14 protein-coding genes are annotated in these 16,168 nt (G+C 54.0%); 6 read left to right on the top strand and 8 right to left on the bottom strand.

The window, feature by feature from the left end:
* Positions 1-184: 184 nt before the first annotated feature.
* Positions 185-3,208, bottom strand: coding sequence for an MFS transporter (locus tag ACQ4M4_RS17125; RefSeq protein WP_430685657.1), 3,024 nt, complete (start codon positions 3,206-3,208; stop codon positions 185-187).
* A gap of 286 nt (positions 3,209-3,494) precedes the next feature.
* Complete coding sequence (gene infC, locus ACQ4M4_RS17120) at positions 3,495-4,028, bottom strand: translation initiation factor IF-3 (protein WP_430685656.1); 534 nt, start codon at positions 4,026-4,028, stop codon at positions 3,495-3,497.
* Between the two features lie 215 nt (positions 4,029-4,243).
* On the opposite strand from infC, the gene ACQ4M4_RS17115 reads away from it, so the two are divergent.
* The gene (locus ACQ4M4_RS17115) at positions 4,244-4,921 is read left to right on the top strand and encodes a ComF family protein (protein ID WP_430685655.1); all 678 of its coding nucleotides are present in this window, start codon (positions 4,244-4,246) and stop codon (positions 4,919-4,921) included.
* Positions 4,922-4,954: 33 nt separating this feature from the next.
* On the opposite strand, the gene ACQ4M4_RS17110 is transcribed toward ACQ4M4_RS17115, so the two are convergent.
* Positions 4,955-5,317 (bottom strand): hypothetical protein, encoded by a 363-nt coding sequence (locus ACQ4M4_RS17110; RefSeq protein ID WP_430685654.1) that lies wholly within the window; start codon positions 5,315-5,317, stop codon positions 4,955-4,957.
* A 161-nt stretch (positions 5,318-5,478) separates the two neighbouring features.
* On the opposite strand from ACQ4M4_RS17110, the gene ACQ4M4_RS17105 reads away from it, so the two are divergent.
* A complete protein-coding gene (locus ACQ4M4_RS17105) occupies positions 5,479-6,009 on the top strand; it encodes a hypothetical protein (RefSeq protein WP_430685653.1) in 531 nt (176 codons plus the stop codon).
* 293 nt (positions 6,010-6,302) lie between these two features.
* On the opposite strand, the gene ACQ4M4_RS17100 is transcribed toward ACQ4M4_RS17105, so the two are convergent.
* Entirely contained in the window at positions 6,303-7,295 is a 993-nt protein-coding gene (locus ACQ4M4_RS17100; RefSeq protein WP_430685652.1) for a Sll0314/Alr1548 family TPR repeat-containing protein, read from the bottom strand.
* A gap of 153 nt (positions 7,296-7,448) precedes the next feature.
* Between ACQ4M4_RS17100 and ACQ4M4_RS17095 the strand changes: the two genes are divergently transcribed.
* Both ACQ4M4_RS17095 and rsmG read left to right on the top strand, forming a co-directional pair.
* Complete coding sequence (locus ACQ4M4_RS17095; RefSeq protein WP_430685651.1) at positions 7,449-8,111, top strand: ABC transporter ATP-binding protein; 663 nt, start codon at positions 7,449-7,451, stop codon at positions 8,109-8,111.
* A gap of 69 nt (positions 8,112-8,180) precedes the next feature.
* Positions 8,181-8,933 carry a 16S rRNA (guanine(527)-N(7))-methyltransferase RsmG gene (gene rsmG / locus ACQ4M4_RS17090; protein WP_430685650.1) on the top strand — a complete coding sequence of 251 codons (753 nt, stop codon included), beginning with the start codon at positions 8,181-8,183 and terminating at the stop codon, positions 8,931-8,933.
* 60 nt (positions 8,934-8,993) lie between these two features.
* Here the strand turns inward: rsmG and ACQ4M4_RS17085 are convergent, their stop codons facing one another.
* From ACQ4M4_RS17085 to rpiA, 3 genes are all read right to left on the bottom strand, one after another.
* Complete coding sequence (locus ACQ4M4_RS17085) at positions 8,994-10,139, bottom strand: aldo/keto reductase (protein ID WP_430685649.1); 1,146 nt, start codon at positions 10,137-10,139, stop codon at positions 8,994-8,996.
* A gap of 138 nt (positions 10,140-10,277) precedes the next feature.
* The gene (locus ACQ4M4_RS17080) at positions 10,278-11,000 is read right to left on the bottom strand and encodes a DUF4336 domain-containing protein (RefSeq protein ID WP_430685648.1); all 723 of its coding nucleotides are present in this window, start codon (positions 10,998-11,000) and stop codon (positions 10,278-10,280) included.
* Positions 11,001-11,191: 191 nt separating this feature from the next.
* Positions 11,192-11,905, bottom strand: a complete 714-nt coding sequence (rpiA, locus tag ACQ4M4_RS17075) for a ribose-5-phosphate isomerase RpiA (RefSeq protein ID WP_430685647.1) — start codon at positions 11,903-11,905, stop codon at positions 11,192-11,194.
* A gap of 72 nt (positions 11,906-11,977) precedes the next feature.
* Here rpiA and ACQ4M4_RS17070 point away from each other — a divergent pair, with 72 nt between their 5' ends.
* Both ACQ4M4_RS17070 and ACQ4M4_RS17065 read left to right on the top strand, forming a co-directional pair.
* The gene (locus tag ACQ4M4_RS17070; protein ID WP_430685646.1) at positions 11,978-13,813 is read left to right on the top strand and encodes a tetratricopeptide repeat protein; all 1,836 of its coding nucleotides are present in this window, start codon (positions 11,978-11,980) and stop codon (positions 13,811-13,813) included.
* 41 nt (positions 13,814-13,854) lie between these two features.
* On the top strand, positions 13,855-14,646 hold the full coding sequence (locus ACQ4M4_RS17065; RefSeq protein ID WP_430685645.1) for an MOSC domain-containing protein: 792 nt from the start codon (positions 13,855-13,857) through the stop codon (positions 14,644-14,646).
* Between the two features lie 84 nt (positions 14,647-14,730).
* Here ACQ4M4_RS17065 and ACQ4M4_RS17060 read toward each other — a convergent pair whose 3' ends face one another.
* The gene (locus ACQ4M4_RS17060; RefSeq protein ID WP_430685644.1) at positions 14,731-16,098 is read right to left on the bottom strand and encodes a transposase; all 1,368 of its coding nucleotides are present in this window, start codon (positions 16,096-16,098) and stop codon (positions 14,731-14,733) included.
* Between the last annotated feature and the right edge of the window lie 70 nt (positions 16,099-16,168).

Raw genomic sequence — 16,168 nt, 5'->3', positions numbered from 1 at the left:
GTTTACGGATAGGATTGGCAATCTTTGGCAGACGAGTCATGATGAGCACCCATTCGGCTACATCCAGCCTAAAATCTGCACAAGCTCAACATAACAGGCTTTTAGCTTCTCTTTATAAATCAGCTCTTAGGGTTTAGGGCAAATCTCGACAGGATTTAACCTAAACCGTATTTATGGCGGTGGACTAGATGGGTTCGAGTCCTGGTTGGTGGGTGGAGATTGTGGGCGATCGCCGATGGCCATTGCGGCTACCGTTGACGGAGGGGGCCATGCCCAACTGTTGCATGAGCTGGTTGCGTAGCGCAATCACTAACGGATCGGGGTCGTGTTGCAACATGGGCAGCAACTCGCGCAGCGTCCGTGGCGAGGCCACCTTTAGGTAAGACAACACACTTTCGCGTACAAAGCCGATGGGATGCCGCAACCCGGCGATTGTTTGCTCGGGAGTAATGCCCCAGCGCTGGTGTCGTGCCAGGTGAAAACAGCAGGCCAGCGACCAATCCGACAAAAAGTGGCGTAGCTCTAGCAAGGTGCGCAAGCGATCGCTCGGGGCCAAGGGCGTATGGGTAATAAAATCGGCCAAATCCCGCAGCTTTTCCCGTGGGGTGCCGGGTTCCAGCACGCCCAGCAACGTTTGTTTACTTTGAATATCGAGCGTATTGTCCAAAATTTCCAGGCCGCGGGCGTTGTTCTCGGAAGAGTCGGACTGGAGGTTAAACGCCGCCGCCTGGATGGTGCCAGAGGAGTATAAAAAGCGCATCAACAAAAAAATCCGCTGCTTGGCATCTTCAACTAGGTCAAAGAGCGATCGCCGTAATAGCTCAGCTTCGCGCCCCTGCACCACCTGCGGATCTAAGTCCAGCACGCTAGCGTATACCTGTCCCACAAACGACAATTCTTGGTTGATTAACATTTCAATGCCGCTACGGCCTAACAAATCGGCCACTGCATCAATGCCGCTCTCGTTAGGGAGCTTCAGCAAAATGCGCATAATGGAGCGGCGAGTCGTTCCCCAAGCGGTCATCATGTGCGATACCAGTGCATTAATCGCCTCGACACTGCCAATTTGTCCCAGAGTTTTCCAGGCGCAGGTGCGAAGCAGCTCTGGTTTGTAGATATCCTCTCCCAATGAAACCAGTAGAGGAATCGCGTCATCCCCCAACCGCACCAAAGCTTCCATCGCGGCCTCGCGGGTGGACTTGTACTGCAACCCTCGCAGCAGCGATGGATAAAACTCTTCAAGCCGCGTGGCTGCGATCGCCTCTAACAGGGCACAGCGCACCCGCAGCGATTCGTCTTGCAACAAAGGTCGAATATACAGCCGCAGGGCTTGCAAATACAGCGCCTCTCCCAAGGCCCGACACCCCATCACCCGTTCGCGTTCGCGCTTGTGGGTGAGCATGCGCCGCAGCGTATCGGTTGCTTCGGCTTTTTGCTGGGGATTGCCTCGCCGCAGCATCAGAGAAGCCGCCGTACCGCGCACTTCGGGATCTACATCTGGGGCCAAATAATCGCGCAACTGGTCAATATTGGGGTCGGTTTCCGTCAGCCACACATAGCGCAACGCCAGCGCCAGCACTTCTGGTGTAGGCCGTTGCTCAATCAGCGATCGCACATTGTCTAAATAGGCGGGATTCGGTACCTCGTTCATCGCCTTAAGGCTCATGCGCTGGAGTTCGGGCGACAGCTGCGACAGCAGCGGAGCCAACACCTCCGACACATTCTTGGGGTCAAGATGCATCAACAGTTCAACGCACGCTTTTTGGTCATCTTCGTTGCGTTCGCCCATCGCATCGGCAATCTGCCGCTTAAACGATCGCAAATCCACTTCCGAGAGGCTCAGCTCGCCTCGGGCTGCCGTCATCACTAACAGATTGAGATAGCGCGATCGCAACCGCCACACCGTCAGCAACCAGGCCAAACTGCACAGCGCAATCACCCCCAAAAAGGCCAAACTCTGCCCCTGTTGAATTGTTTCTTCTCCGGCTGGCCCTAGCAGCCTTCGGCAAACCCAAATCACCCCCAGCATTACCACCCCAATCATGCCGGAGGAAATCGGCTCCGCAATGCCTCGCACAAACGATTGCATTCGGCTGCGGTTGATATCGGGAATCGGCTGAAATAGCACGGGGCCAGTACTTGCTAGCAGCGTGTATCGCAGCAGCTCGTCCACAAACCGCAGCACAATCATGCCCCAAAAAATGCTGAACACGCCGCCCAGCGACAGGGCACTCACCACAAAAATGAGCGCTGGAGACGACATCGTGACAATAAATACGCCCAGGCGCTCAATCATGCGGCTAGACACAAACCACTGCACCGCCAACTCAAACGCGCCCAAAATCGCGCTAAAGAAGGCCAAAAAGTCGGCGATCGTACTCACATCCATATTGCGCTCTAGCTGAGCTAAGTACTGGAAATCCAGCAGCAGCCACAGCACTTGCGCCATCACAAAAAACGCCACCAGCAGCACCACATAGCGCTGCATTGGTCCCTTGAGCCGACGCGTGGTGAAGTCGGGTTGGCGCTCTTCGAGTCGTCGCTTAGGTGAATCAGGAAAGAACTGGTGATAGGTCTGGCTTAAGTAATACAAAATGCCCGCCCCAATAAACAGCAGCAGGCAGGCCATTAGGATGACGTTGGGTAGACCAATCCACTGTCGCAAGATGGGAAATGACAGGCCACTCACCACGTCGGCTGCAAGGACGCCACTGCTAATGAGCGGAAAGGTCCGTTTAATTTCGCGAATATTGAAGAGCTGGTTCGCAGTAATGGAAGTATTCAGCTCATTCAGAATGTAAATTGCTTCCATCCACAGCCGCATCAGGAAGACAGTCAGGCCCACCAGTACGGCAGTATCCAGCCCAATCCGTAATAACGGCAGCGGCAACGCCATCAACACCGCAATGATGACAATAGTGCGGCGCAAGGGCAAAAACTTTTGCAACAGGGAGTAAAACGAGCCTAGTACGGTGCCAATGCCCGCACTCACAATGTAAATCCACGGCAGCGATTCTGCCCCATATTCATCCAAAAACAGAGCGGCTACGCTCACCTCTAGCCAAAGAATGCCAATGGAGGTGGCGGTGTAGTAGGCAAACATGAGGAAGGTGCGTTCACTTTCCTCGGGTCGTAAGTTGAGCCATGTCAGCACCCGTCGCCCTAGCATTCCGGTATTTCGGGGGGGAGTTAGTTCTTTTACATCCATACCGTGGTTTATTGCTGGCTTATGTCTTCTTGTATTCCCTGCTAATGCCTAACATCTAACCACGCCTGTTTTGTTTCGGGTCATCTTTGCAGCTTGTGTTGCGTTTTGTTGCAACATAGACCGCCTGGATGTCGTCGTGTGGGCTCGTCTCCCGTAAATCCGCAAAGATAAATCCGCAAAAAATAAGCAGCACCCCATTGGTTTGAACAGGGTGCTGGAGAACTTGGACGGGCGATCGCCCTGACTCAAGCTATTGGACAAATGCGAGGCAGCCCAACCATGCGCCTTAGACTTTTTTGGGGCCAAGCATCATGATCATATTTTTGCCTTCTTGCTTGGGAGCTTGCTGAATTTCGGCAAGCTCCTGCAAGTCGGTTGCCAAGCGGTTGAGCAAGGTTTCAGCAATATCTTTGTGCTGAATCTCGCGACCCCGAAACATGACAGTTGCCTTGACTTTGTCACCCGATTTTAGAAAACGCTCGGCTCGGTTGACGCACACGTTGTAGTCGTGCTGCTCGATCTTGTAGCGCATCTTCACTTCTTTGATTTCGGAAGTATGCTGCTTTTTCCGGGCTTCGCGGGCTTTCTTTTCTTGTTCAAACTTGTATTTGCCGTAGTCCATAATGCGGCAAACCGGAGGATCTGCCTTTTCGCCGCTTACAAGAACAAGGTCTAGATCCTTCTCCTCAGCAATTCTCAGCGCTTCTCGGGGTGGCATGACCCCTAGATTGCCGCCATCTGAGTCAATCACTCTTACCTGTGGGAACCGAATACGTTCGTTAATGGAAGGTAAATCGCGGTTGGGTTTATTCAGAGCCATGGGCAGCTAAGTTTTTCCGTTATCTCTCTAGTAAGTGGGTACGAAATTGATGAATTGGGTGAACGTGTGCCAGATGAGAAGACAAAGAGGTAAGACTATGTTAATTCCTGCACGATGGTGCGGAATTATAGATTTGTTAACGATCTTTTCCTGTTTCTCATTCGCGGTTATCGCGGTGGGGGCGATCGCTCAGTTCAACCCTATAACGGAGTTACGTGTCTCGTCTATCCTGGTTTCAACCGATTTTAAACTTGGTGGTGTCGGGGCGCTGTGCACTGTGTAAGCGCACGGCGGCGATCGCATTTTGTCAGGATTGTGAGCGACAGTTGCATCAATGCCAGTTGGATGCGCCACACGCATGTTGGCAGGGCGAATTACCAATGCTGGCTTGGGGCCGCTATGAAGGAACGCTAAAACGGGCGATCGCCACCCTCAAGTACGAAAACCACCCAGAACTCGCCCAGCCGCTGGGACGCCTAGCGGCAAGCCCTTGGCAGCGAGTGCCCAAGCAAACGGGTGCTGCCGCTCGGCGCAAACTGCTGGTAGTGCCCATTCCCATCCATGCCGAGAAGCGACAGCAACGAGGATTTAATCAAGCAGAATTGCTGGCTGCCGCATTTTGCCGTGCGACCGGCCTACCACTAGCAACACAGGGACTACAGCGCATCAAAGCCACAACGGCGCAGTTTGGCCTATCCGTATCGGCACGGGAGCATAACATGACTGGTGCATTTGCCGTTGGCCCTACGTTCAAGCGACCAATGCGGAATACTGAAATTTTACTCTTCGATGATATTTACACAACGGGATCAACGGCACGAGCCGCAGCCACCACCCTCAGGCAAGAAGGGCTAACGGTCGCTGGAATTGTAGCGATCGCCAAAGCGTTCTAGTGCATAGCCACTCAGGCTCCTAGCGCGATAGGCCTAGGAGGTGCGTTCTACCGACGGAGACGGGGGCCGCTCTTGTGGGCCAAATACCGGAGCAGGGTCAAGTCCTGTAATTTGTTGAAACTGGTCAGGACTGAGGGTGCTGCTAATGGGATCGACCTCCCAAATGCGCAGCTTGCGATGGGTATAGGCCAAAAACTTGGTGCCACGCGGCATGGGCGTAGTGAGCCAATGATCGACCAACGACTCGACCAACGCCAGCTCAACCAGCGGCGACGGATAATGCGACAGCAATTCTTGTAAATACAAATTGCAAGAATCGTGCTCTTCGCCATCCAATCGGTAGCTGTTCACAATGTGTTTTACTCGCTGACGGTTCAGCTCTTCTTGAATATCCATAACCCATCAACAACAAAAATTAGAATTGGCGCGGTTGGGGAGTTGGGGACGGCAGTAAAGCCACCTGTTAGGATGATGCGAATAATTCGGAATACACTGATTCTGAAATCGATCGCGTTTTGACGCGCTACTGTTTTCTCAATTCTTTACATCATAGAGTTATGGCACAAACAGGCTTGCGATCGCGCATTTTCCGCTTTTCTTCGCTATCGTTGGTGGCGGCTGGGGTGACCTTGGCCGGGGTGCCAACGGCTCCGGCGCAGGCATTTTTCACACCTGACTATCGATTCAATCCCAACGCTCGAGACTATGCTTCTTGCACCAGCAGCCTAATTGATACGGGCATTGGTGAAGCCACAGCCGCGAGTGCCTGTGCCTCTGCCCTGAAGCCGCAGGATGTGTCGCGCTGCGTTACGGGCATCAACCGCGATAGCCTAGCAGCAACGGATGTCCTGGAGGCCTGTACGCGGGTGCGTCGTCCAATTGATTTGGCCACCTGCGTCAACCAAATTGGTCAAGAAGAGGATCAGCCTGTGCTGGTAAGCGTCATGGACAATTGCCGCCGCAGCTTGCTGCCTGAGCGCTTTGCTGACTGCGTAACGGGTGTGCGAAATGCCTCTGCACTCACCACCCCTCAAGCGATGCAAACCTGTATTTCAGCGGGCGATCGCTCTCGCCTCACGCAAGAGTAGTCATCATTTTTCAAGCAAACGTCATCGACATGCTCAACGGCTGGTGGGAATTCCGCACCAGCCGTTGAGTGTATTTGGGGGATGATAATTCGCAATGATGATAATTCGAAAGGCGGAAATCGATCCGCAGAATACCGATTACCAACTGCCTTCCCTAAACCTTCTGCACGAATGGCTTGTTGAAGCATGAATCGTTGTCCTGAGTCGGACAACGATTCATGTAGGCAGTCTACTCATCAAGAGCTTTTACTCCCGAATCTTTTGCCAACCTGGCCAATTTTACTGGCCAATTTTTATAAATTGGCGACGGCTTGCTGAGCAGCTTGGCACTCAGTGCGGCTTTGCTGATCGGTCAGTTGGTTAATGCGGCTATTAGTGCGGCAGCTTTCCCAGGCTAGGCGCATACGCACATTGAGCGGTAGCTGAGACACCTGTTCCAGCGCTTGACCAAAGAAGGTTGTACTTTCCTGATCTTTGCCTTGCTTCACCAAAATTTGCGCTTTGAGGTACAACAATTCGGGGTTGTCTGGCGTTTCTTCCAGGGCTTGATTGACCGCTTGTAGAGCTTGCTCTGGCTGGTTAAGGTCACGATAGGCGATCGCCACACCCCGATTCACCAAATAGGATGGCCCTGCATTCGTCTGAAAACGCTCAATCGCCTGGGCCGGGTTCGAAAAGGGCAAATTCACCGCCAGCATCAAATCCATAAAGCCGCGCAGCAAGTTCAGCTCTGGATCGGCAGCATCAATCGCTTCGGCTTGACGCAGGTGATCAAACACTTGCTGAAGCTTGCCCAGCACACGCGGAGTTGCCGCAACCAAACCCTGAGTTTCAATCAGGTAGCCCCCTTCCAAAAAGTGGCCCCCGGCCAAGTAAATATTGCCCCGCAGTGGATCACGCTGCGCCAAACGCTCGGCAGACTCCAGCGTGAGTCGAGCGTACTCTCCAAGCTGGCTCTTGTCGCCATTAAGGTAAGCAATAGAAGCTCTGAGTCCGTGGGTGAGGGGTTCATCTGCCGAGGCCGAGTTGAGAAATTCTGCGGCCTGCACATAATCTCCATCTCGAAACATGGCCTCAAATGCAGCCTCGGCCTGGGAGTCAACTTGGCGAGGCGCACTGCTCCGAAATGGATCGGCCAAGCCGGCTGCAGCCAGTAAACTGAGGGTAATTGCCACACTGCCCGTCAGAGTCGTAACAGCGCGCTTTGCCGTGTACCACCTTGCCCGCAGTGTTTTGGCAGAGGAACATGAACCGGCGTGAATCGGGTTAGAACGAGAAAAATTCATACTCTTTGGCAACGCAATGGTGAACAACAAACACGCAAAAAATGGGGCAGACACGGCGGGGCAATTGAACAATTCTGACGCACTGCCCATCGCATAGTTCCATTATTTGCCACAATTGAGAGAACTTGCCGTGCCCGATTGTTATCCCTCCTCATGCTGAGAATTCAAAATCTCGTTTACCATCCTGCCGCAACACCAGAGCCCATTCTAAAATCCATTAGCCTGGAGCTGGAACCACGGCAGTTGGGGTTGGTGATCGGCCCTAGCGGATCGGGCAAAAGCACCTTTTTAGAGATCATGTCGGGTCTGGCGAAAAAAACCTCGGGCAACATTATGTGGCGCGATCAGGAATTAACTCCTGACGATTTGCAACAGCTGGGTGGGTTGGTGTTTCAGTTTCCAGAGCGCCACTTTTGCGGCAGCACCATTTTGGAAGAGTTGCGGCTGGGCCATCCTGAATTGACCAAGGAGCGCATCGATCAAGCATTGGAGGATGTAGGCTTGGGCCATGTTTCGCTCAGTGAGTCGCCGCGATCGCTCAGCGGTGGGCAGCAGCGACGATTGGCGTTGGCGGTGCAGCTCATTCGTCAGCCGTTTCTACTGTTGCTCGATGAACCGACGGCGGGGTTGGATTGGTCAATGCGGCAGCAATTGGTCAATGTGCTCACCAAACTGAAGACGGAATGGAGCTTGTTGATTGTGTCGCATGATGCGGGCGAGTTGGCGGCGATCGCCGATCGCTGCTGGACGCTCAACCACGGCATTTTGGAATCGGTCGAACCCTCTCAACTGATGAAAACTCAGGTTCCCTCCTAACGGCACACAGATCGGTTTGCCACATGCCCATTTTTTGTTGATTTACCAAAATTTCTGCTTCACGATTCCATGGCTCACCCTTCTGCTCCTGCCCTTCCTGTGTTGCTCGACTGCTGGCAATCGACCCTTGGCTGGCGGCCGACAGACGTGCAACAGGCTCAGTTTCAGGCGCTGTACGAGCAAATTTTGGTCGCGAACCGTAGCCTTAACCTCACGCGCATTACCGAGCCAGAAGAGTTTTGGGAAAAGCACTTGTGGGATTCACTCAGCGGTGTGCAGTGGATGCTGGCCAATCCGGCAGAGGTTGCATCCTCCCGGTTGATTGACATTGGCACAGGGGCAGGATTTCCTGGTGTACCCGTGGCGATCGCCCTTCCCCAACTTTCCGTCACCCTTATGGACTCCACCCGCAAGAAAATCTTGTTCCTGGATGGGTTCATTGAGCAGCTGCCGTTGCCCAATGCCCAAACGGTGAGCGATCGCGTCGAGGCATTGGGACAAGATCCTCATCATCGCGAGCAGTACGACCTGGCGACGCTGCGAGCCGTGGCTGCGGCCAATGTTTGCGCGGAGTATGCGCTGCCGCTGGTGGCGGTGGGTGGCCATGCCGTGCTGTATCGCGGGCAATGGACACCTGAAGAAGAAAAAAAACTGGCGATCGCGGCAAAGAGCTTAGGTGGGGCGATCGCCCAGGTAGAGCAATTCTCAACTCCCCTTAGCCACAGCATCCGCACCTGCATCCATTTGCAAAAAGTTGCACCCACTCCCAGTGAGTTTCCGAGAGGGGTTGGTGTTCCCAGTCAAAAACCCTTGGGGGGTTAGGGTGTTGGGTGTTGGGTGTTTGGGCGGAAAGCGAATACACTGGGCGAAGCCGAACTCCGGCTATTGCTGCGACAGCCGCTTCACATCTGCGCCGCCTAGCAACTGGTGTGCCTCGGCCAGAACTTGGGGAATGATGGCGGCGTTGGGGCTATTGACCAAGCAAGCGCGCAGGTCGAGTTCGTGTACGGTGTCGGCTTTCGTGCCAGGAACCCAGTGGCCCGCATTGCCCAGCATGTTGTAGCGGGTGCGGGCGTACTCTTCTAGCCCAAATGCCAGCGCCAGGTTGCGCAGCAGCAAAATGGTGCGAATGTTCATGCCGCCGGGGGTGTCTTCGCGGCGGGGTAGGCCCACTTCCCAGGTTTTGTACCAGCGTTCGCCCAGCACGCGAATGGCTTCTTGCTCCAAACGCTCCAGAATCGGCGGTAGGACTTCCGATGCGCGATCGAGCAGGGGCAGCGTTTTCAGATGCTCGTCAAAGTCCTGGGGATTGGATGCGCCAATGCTGAGGGTGTGAACTTGAGAATGGCTGAGGCAAAACAAGTTATTGAACACGATTGGGCTGAGCGGAGCGCACAAATCCACTAGCTTTTGCGGGGGTTTGTACAGCATACCGCCTTTGTCGGATGGGCTAATGATGAACACGCCCATATCGTGCTGGGTTGCCGCTTCGATCGCCCTCCAGTTGATTTGGTTGACGTAGTACCAGTGCAGGTTCACGTAGTCGAACTGGTTGGTGGCGATCGCCTCCACAATCACCTCGGTAGGCGCATGAGTCGAAAAGCCAATAAACCGCACCCGACCCTTGGCCTGGTACTGTTTGGCAATCTCCAAACAACCGCCAGGGCGCATGGTCCACTCCAGGATCTCGGGTGTGTTGATGCCGTGAATGCCTAGCAGATCCACGTAATCCAGCTTGAGGTTGGCGAGCGATCGCTCTAAATCAGCTCGAAAGGCTTTTGGATCAGCGTTGGGCGACACCTTGGTTTGCACAATCATGTCGGTGCGGGGCAGCTTGGGTAAAATTTGCCCCAACTGCACTTCCGAGGTGCCATAGCCCCGAGCTGTTTCAATATGGTTGATGCCGACTTCTAGCGCACGGCGAATCGTGGCCTCCAGGTTGTCCTGGCTCGCTTTGGGAATTTGCCATGCAGGCATATCTTTCCACTGATGCTGATAGCGCATGCCGCCGCAGGAAAACACCGGCATGGAAAGTTCAGTTCGTCCAAATCTGCGATAGTCCATTGGGAAAAATACGCCAAAACAAACGTAAAACGGGTAAACGGCTCAACAACGCGGGACTAGATGGCTACGGGCATTCACCCCACAACCGGAGAGCCGTTTGGGTTACACAGCCGCACCAAGGGTTTGGCCTAGAAACCGCTCGTATCCTTGCTTGAATCTCTCTTTCCCATTTTGCTCCACGATACTGCCGTGAGCCACAATCACTCGCTCAAAATCCCAGCGCAACACCCGTTCAACCGCCGCTTTTACGGCTTGCTTGTCGTGGGTTGCCACCTGTTCCAATAACGATGGACTGAGGGTGTTGTAACTGCCGACGATTCTGGTGGCCAGTTGCGTGATGAGGGGAAAGCTCTCATCAAAATTGAATGCCGTATCCGTCAATATCAGTGTCCGGCTTGCCGCATGAAACAAGACGCATTCGTTTAGATCGTCAAATCTCGCCACACCAACGGTTCTAAATCCATCCAGCATCACGGACTCAAGGCCATTCCACGGGCTATTTCCGTTCTGCGGAATGATTTGGTCGATCGCCAAGTTGGGTTGTTTTGTCTCTAAGCCGGGTACTGCCCAAAACGTCGCATGGGGATAAGCTGCTTTGAAATCTGCGGCAAACAGGTAGTGATACAAATTGGGCGCAATAATGTGCTGAACGGTACCTAGTTCCTCCAGCTGGCTCGACAGTTCATTTGTAATCTGAATGGGAGAAATCACGACCAGCTCTTGATTGTCCAGCCGAATCACCGTCATTCTGGTGCCAATGCTGAGTCCAAAGTAGCGAAATGGCTGTTCGGCAACCCAAATGTCTCTATCAACGTCTCTCAGCATTCCAAAACATTAGGCTCTACCTTTCCAAAAGTAGCAACAATCCACCGATTTGCGGGGTTCAGGGCACGACAAAAGCCAACGTAAGTCCTGGCCCAAAAAAAGATGCAAGAAAAACCAAGTGGCTTCCCTTGCACCTTTTGGAGACTGAGGAAGGGCGATCGCCCTTCCCACCTCAACATCAAATTCAATGCCTACATTTCGCGCACAATGGGCATTCCGTCTTTGATTTCGCCAATCAGCACTTTATCAGTGACGCCAACAAAGAGGCCATTTTCCACCACACCGGGAATGTTGTTCAGGGTTTGCTCCAAGCCAGCGGGGTCGTCGATGCCGCCCTCGTACTTCACATCCACAATTAGGTTGCCATTGTCTGTCACCACAGGACCAGCCTTCTTCACGCCCATGCGCAGGGTTGGCATACCGCCCAACTGTTGGATTTTGCGCATGACGGGGGTAATGGCCATCGGCACCACTTCTACAGGCAGCAAAAAGGTGGTGCCCAGCTTATCCACGATCTTGGAACCATCCACCACCACGATGAACTGCTCGGCCAAGCAATCCACAATTTTTTCTTGAGTGTGGGCTGCACCACCGCCCTTGATCAGGTTCTTGTGGGGATCAACTTCATCCGCTCCATCGATGGCGATATCGATGTGATCGACTTCGTCCAGGGTGGTGAGGGGAATGCCGTACTGCTTGGCCAGCACCGACCCCTGAAACGAGGTGGGAATGCCCTTAATATCGGTGAGTTCGCCCGATTTGAGCTTTTCTCCCAAAAACTGAATCATGAATGCGGCGGTTGATCCCGTGCCCAACCCAACAATCGATCCAGATTTGACAAGATCGGCGGCAGCTTTGCCAACCTGTTGTTTCATCACTGTGGAGGGATCTTGCCCTTCAGCCATGAGATTGCTCCTTCTAAACTCCCAATTTCAAAGGCTATCATCTTGAGGGATACTCGTTGCGGATGATTTGGCGTGCGTTCATCAAAAAAGGCCAATGAAGATTGTGAAGCGTTGGATGGGAACGTGCCGCTAGAGGCAGGAGCCGATGAAGGCGATCGCCCATTTTCGCTGTTTGCCGCCAAGTTTACGTTGGCTCAGTGCCAGCAGCAGTTAGCCAGTGCCGCACTATCTGCCCAAGAGCGATCGCACCTATTGACTCGAATGGCGATTCTGTCGTTAAGCCGGGGGGAACCTCAGCAGGCGATCACCCATTGCAACACAGCATTAACCCACCAACCCGATGCACCATTGGCTCACTACTATCGCGGCCTGGCCTGGATAGAGCTGGGCCAGCCCACTCAAGCGCTCTGCTGTTTTGACCAAGCGATCGCCTGTAGTGCTACGCCAATGGTGCAGGTATGGAGCGATCGCGGCCATGTTCAGCGCAGTTTGGGCCAATATGCCAATGCCATCCAAAGCTATACCCAGGCGCTCAAGATTGAGCCAGAGAATGCACTACTACTCAGCGCCATTTCGTCGCTGCTGGCCATCACTGGAAAGCGAAAACAGGCCCATAAGTTGTGCGATCGCGCGATCGCCCTTCAGCCAGAACTTGCAGACGGGTGGAACAGCCGGGGCGTTATTTTCTTAGTGGAGCAACGGCTGCAGTTGGCTCTGGACAGCTTTCGCAAAGCCGTGGAGCTATCGCCAACGTTTGCTCGCGCTTGGTGCAACCAGGGAACCACACTGCTGCGGTTGGGGCGTTGGGCAGAAGCGATCGCCAGCTTTGACCAGTCCCTTGCGTTGGTTAGCCATCCCGAAGCGTGGAATGGTTTGGCCTGGATCAATCGCGGCTTGGCCTATCTGCGGCTGGGGCAGTATTCAGAAGCGATCGCCAGCTTTGATCAGGCGCTTCAGCGCAAGCCCAAGGACTACATGGCCTCCCTATATCGCGTAGGGAGTCTCGTGATGAGTGGAACCATCCTTCACCATGTTGTACATCCCGCTCAGCGACGCGCTCTGGGTCAAAATCTTTTCACCATCCTCAACTTTCTCAAGGTACGCTTGGCGGTGCTGGTGGCCTTGTTTCTGGTGTTTGCCTATGCACAGGGCCAGTGGATGGAGCAGTTGCGGGCTGGGCTGCCGGGGCTTCTGGCAGTGGGCATTGTGGGATTGCTAGCAGTTGACCTGTGGAGGCATCGGTCTCGGTTTCGCGTCATTTGGCAAACGTATTTTCACCATCCTTGGCTGACTTATATACGGGCCTTTGGCATTGTGGTGCTCACGTTGGGAACCTACACCACCCTAGAGCGCAGGGTACCGCCCGTGCTGCGGCTGGGCTGGGCGGATCTCGTATTTGGGCAACCCGGAAATATCATCTTTCAACCCATCAATGCGATCGCCACATCAGCATCCACAAAGGCCATGCCACCTCCATCGGGACCGTTGCCTACACCACCCCCAGAAACGGCCTCAACGGCTTTATCGCATGGCACCGTCCCTTGGGCGGCAATCGTGATTGGGCTGTTTTGGCTATTGCTGCTGTTGGGCATTCCCTTTTGGGCGAGGCTAGAAGAGCGCATTTTTCGCCGAGGCGCGAATACCTGGCCGCAAATTACGGGACGCTCCATGGTGTTTGGGTTAATTCATGTGATTGCCGGCATTCCGCTGATTGGTGGCATTGTGCTGATTCTGCCGGGTTTTTTGTTCGCTTGTCGCTACAAATGGGTGTGCGATCGCACACTCAGGGCCACGGGCAATTTATCTCAGGCTCAGGATGCAGGTGTTGCAGCCAGCACTGCCGATCATGCCATTTACAACGCGATTCTAGTTTCGCTAGCAGTTGGCAGTTTATTGTTTTTAGCCTAAGCGCTATTCTGCTTGAAACCCTTTCCTTATCTGGCTTTGCTATGCCCCACCTTGCCCACATTTGGATTTACCCTATCAAGTCGCTCGATGGCGTTGAGCGATCGCAGGTTTCGCTGTTGCCAGGAGGAGCACTGGCGGGCGATCGCGAGTTTGCTTTATTCGACGCAGCGGGCCGGGTTGTGAATGCCAAACGCACCGAGGCTGTGCACCACATCCGCGCCCAATTTGATTTGCCCAACCGGGTGGTCACCCTATCTACCAAAACGCTCACGCCCCAATCGTTTCATTTAGATGGCGATCGCCCAGCGCTAGAGCACTGGCTCAGCAGCTACTTTGGGGAATCCATCACCCTGCAGCAAAACACCCACATGGGTTTTCCCGACGATACCCACGCCTCAGGCCCTACGGTGGTTAGCACTGCGACATTAGAAACAGTTGCCTCCTGGTTTCCAGGAATGACCGTTGACGAGGCTCGGCAGCGCTTTCGCACCAACTTAGAAATTGGGAATGTTCCCGCTTTTTGGGAAGACGAGCAGTTTACGCCCACTGGCGCTCCAATTGCATTACAGGTTGGCTCAGCGATGCTCATGAGCTGCAATCCCTGCCAGCGCTGCATTGTGCCAACGCGCCATCCCCAAACGGGCGATCGCATTCCTCAGTTTCAAGCGCTCTTTGCCGCTCAGCGCCAAGCGACTCTACCCACCCAGGCACCCACCAGCCGCTTCAACCATTTCTACAAGCTCACCTTGAACACCCAAGTCGCAGCAACTGAGGCTGGAAAAATATTGGCGATCGGCGACAACGTGCAGTCGATGCCAGGTCATTCATACTAAACCAACGTCAGCTCTGGATAAGCCAAAGTCCTCATTTTTGCGTGCACAAAACCAGACTTGACTAAGGGGTTAGGGCCAGCCCTTTCAAGGTGAGGTTGGAGGTTGCTTCAGCAGCTTTGCCGTTGAGACATGCGGTTTTTTAGGGTTCGGTTTGAGCGGAGGCTTTTTCTTTTTAGGTCCTCTGGGCGTTTTTAGAAACGACGCTAAACGGACATGAGCCGCTAACTGTTGCAGGAGTTGGGCGGTCTGAGAAACGGAAAAGGACTCAAACACCTCCCACTGGGCTGGTTCAATGGCAATCATCATGCCCCGATACACATTCTGGACTTCATCGACCAAATAGAAGTCTGATAACCCCGCTTCAACTTTGCCAACGCCATGCACGCTTGCTAAGGCAGCTCGAACGACCGCGAGAATATTGGCCGCCACCAACGCCATGCAGAAGCAAAACAAGGCCGCTTTAGGATAGGACAACGTTTGAATTTCCCCTTCAAAATTGAGCGTCACCGATTGGAAGAATTCCTCAATCGTCCACCGCTCGCGATACAACTGAGCCACGTCCAGCGCCGAAGCCGCTTCAGACACAAGGGGCGTCAGGATGGCGATTTGGCGATCGCCATCGCGGGTCGGTTGGGACAAGTGCACCACAATCCGGCGCAGACTCATCGCATCGTTGTTCTGTTGGATCGTAATCCGCTGTTCAAATACGTCGCCCGTCTGGCTTTTGCCAACTGGTTGAAGCGCATCCAGTGCTTGGTAGGGTAAGCAGCCATGCTGGCGGATGACAAAGCTGGCTTGGCGGTGCTGCAAGCCAAAAAGAAACCCTAGAGTACACAGATTGCGGTCCGCTATCCATAGGTCATGGGGCTCGACACTCTGCAAAACCTCCTCTAGCAAAGCCCGTTCCTGAGCATGGCCGTCCTCACAGAGAAACACATCCGTCGCCAGATGCAACTGGGGTTGGAGGACCACCAAGCTTTTTCCGGGTAGGGGAGCAGCAGCTTCGGTGCGCAAGGGTTTGAGCCGATGCTCGGTTGAGGCTAACCACAAGCCATCGACGAGCTTGACGCGGTAGCCCTCGACCCAGGAGCGGGCTTCGCCTCCCAGTTCCCGCACCACATCGGCCAAGGGAGAGGCGGTGTGCTGAACGAATGCACGACTGAGTTGGGGCTCAATGCCATTGAGTTTTCCGTAGAAGGCACTTAAGCTCACCGTCATATCTTGGGCTTTAGCTCGGTAAGCCGCGTGAACCGAGGGGGGAATCGCACACACCACCAGGCTCATCAGGTCTACAACGTGAGAAAACAGCAGTTCTCGGGTGTACTGAACCTGGGCAGTTGCTTCAAACAACTCATTCATTGACTCTGGGGCGAACACACGCTCCATCAACCCCCGAACCATCACCCTGACTGGGCTTTGCTCGACAAAGCGTTCGAAGATTGCTCCCAACATAGTTCTACTCTCACTGATGCACAGGTTGGCTGTGCCTATCCTCGCAGAAGTAGGCTTCGATTTGGGGCAC

The organism is Leptolyngbya sp. AN02str (assembly GCF_050565595.1).
Taxonomy (GTDB): domain Bacteria; phylum Cyanobacteriota; class Cyanobacteriia; order Elainellales; family Elainellaceae; genus Kaiparowitsia.
This window is presented reverse-complemented; position numbering and strand designations above follow the sequence as displayed.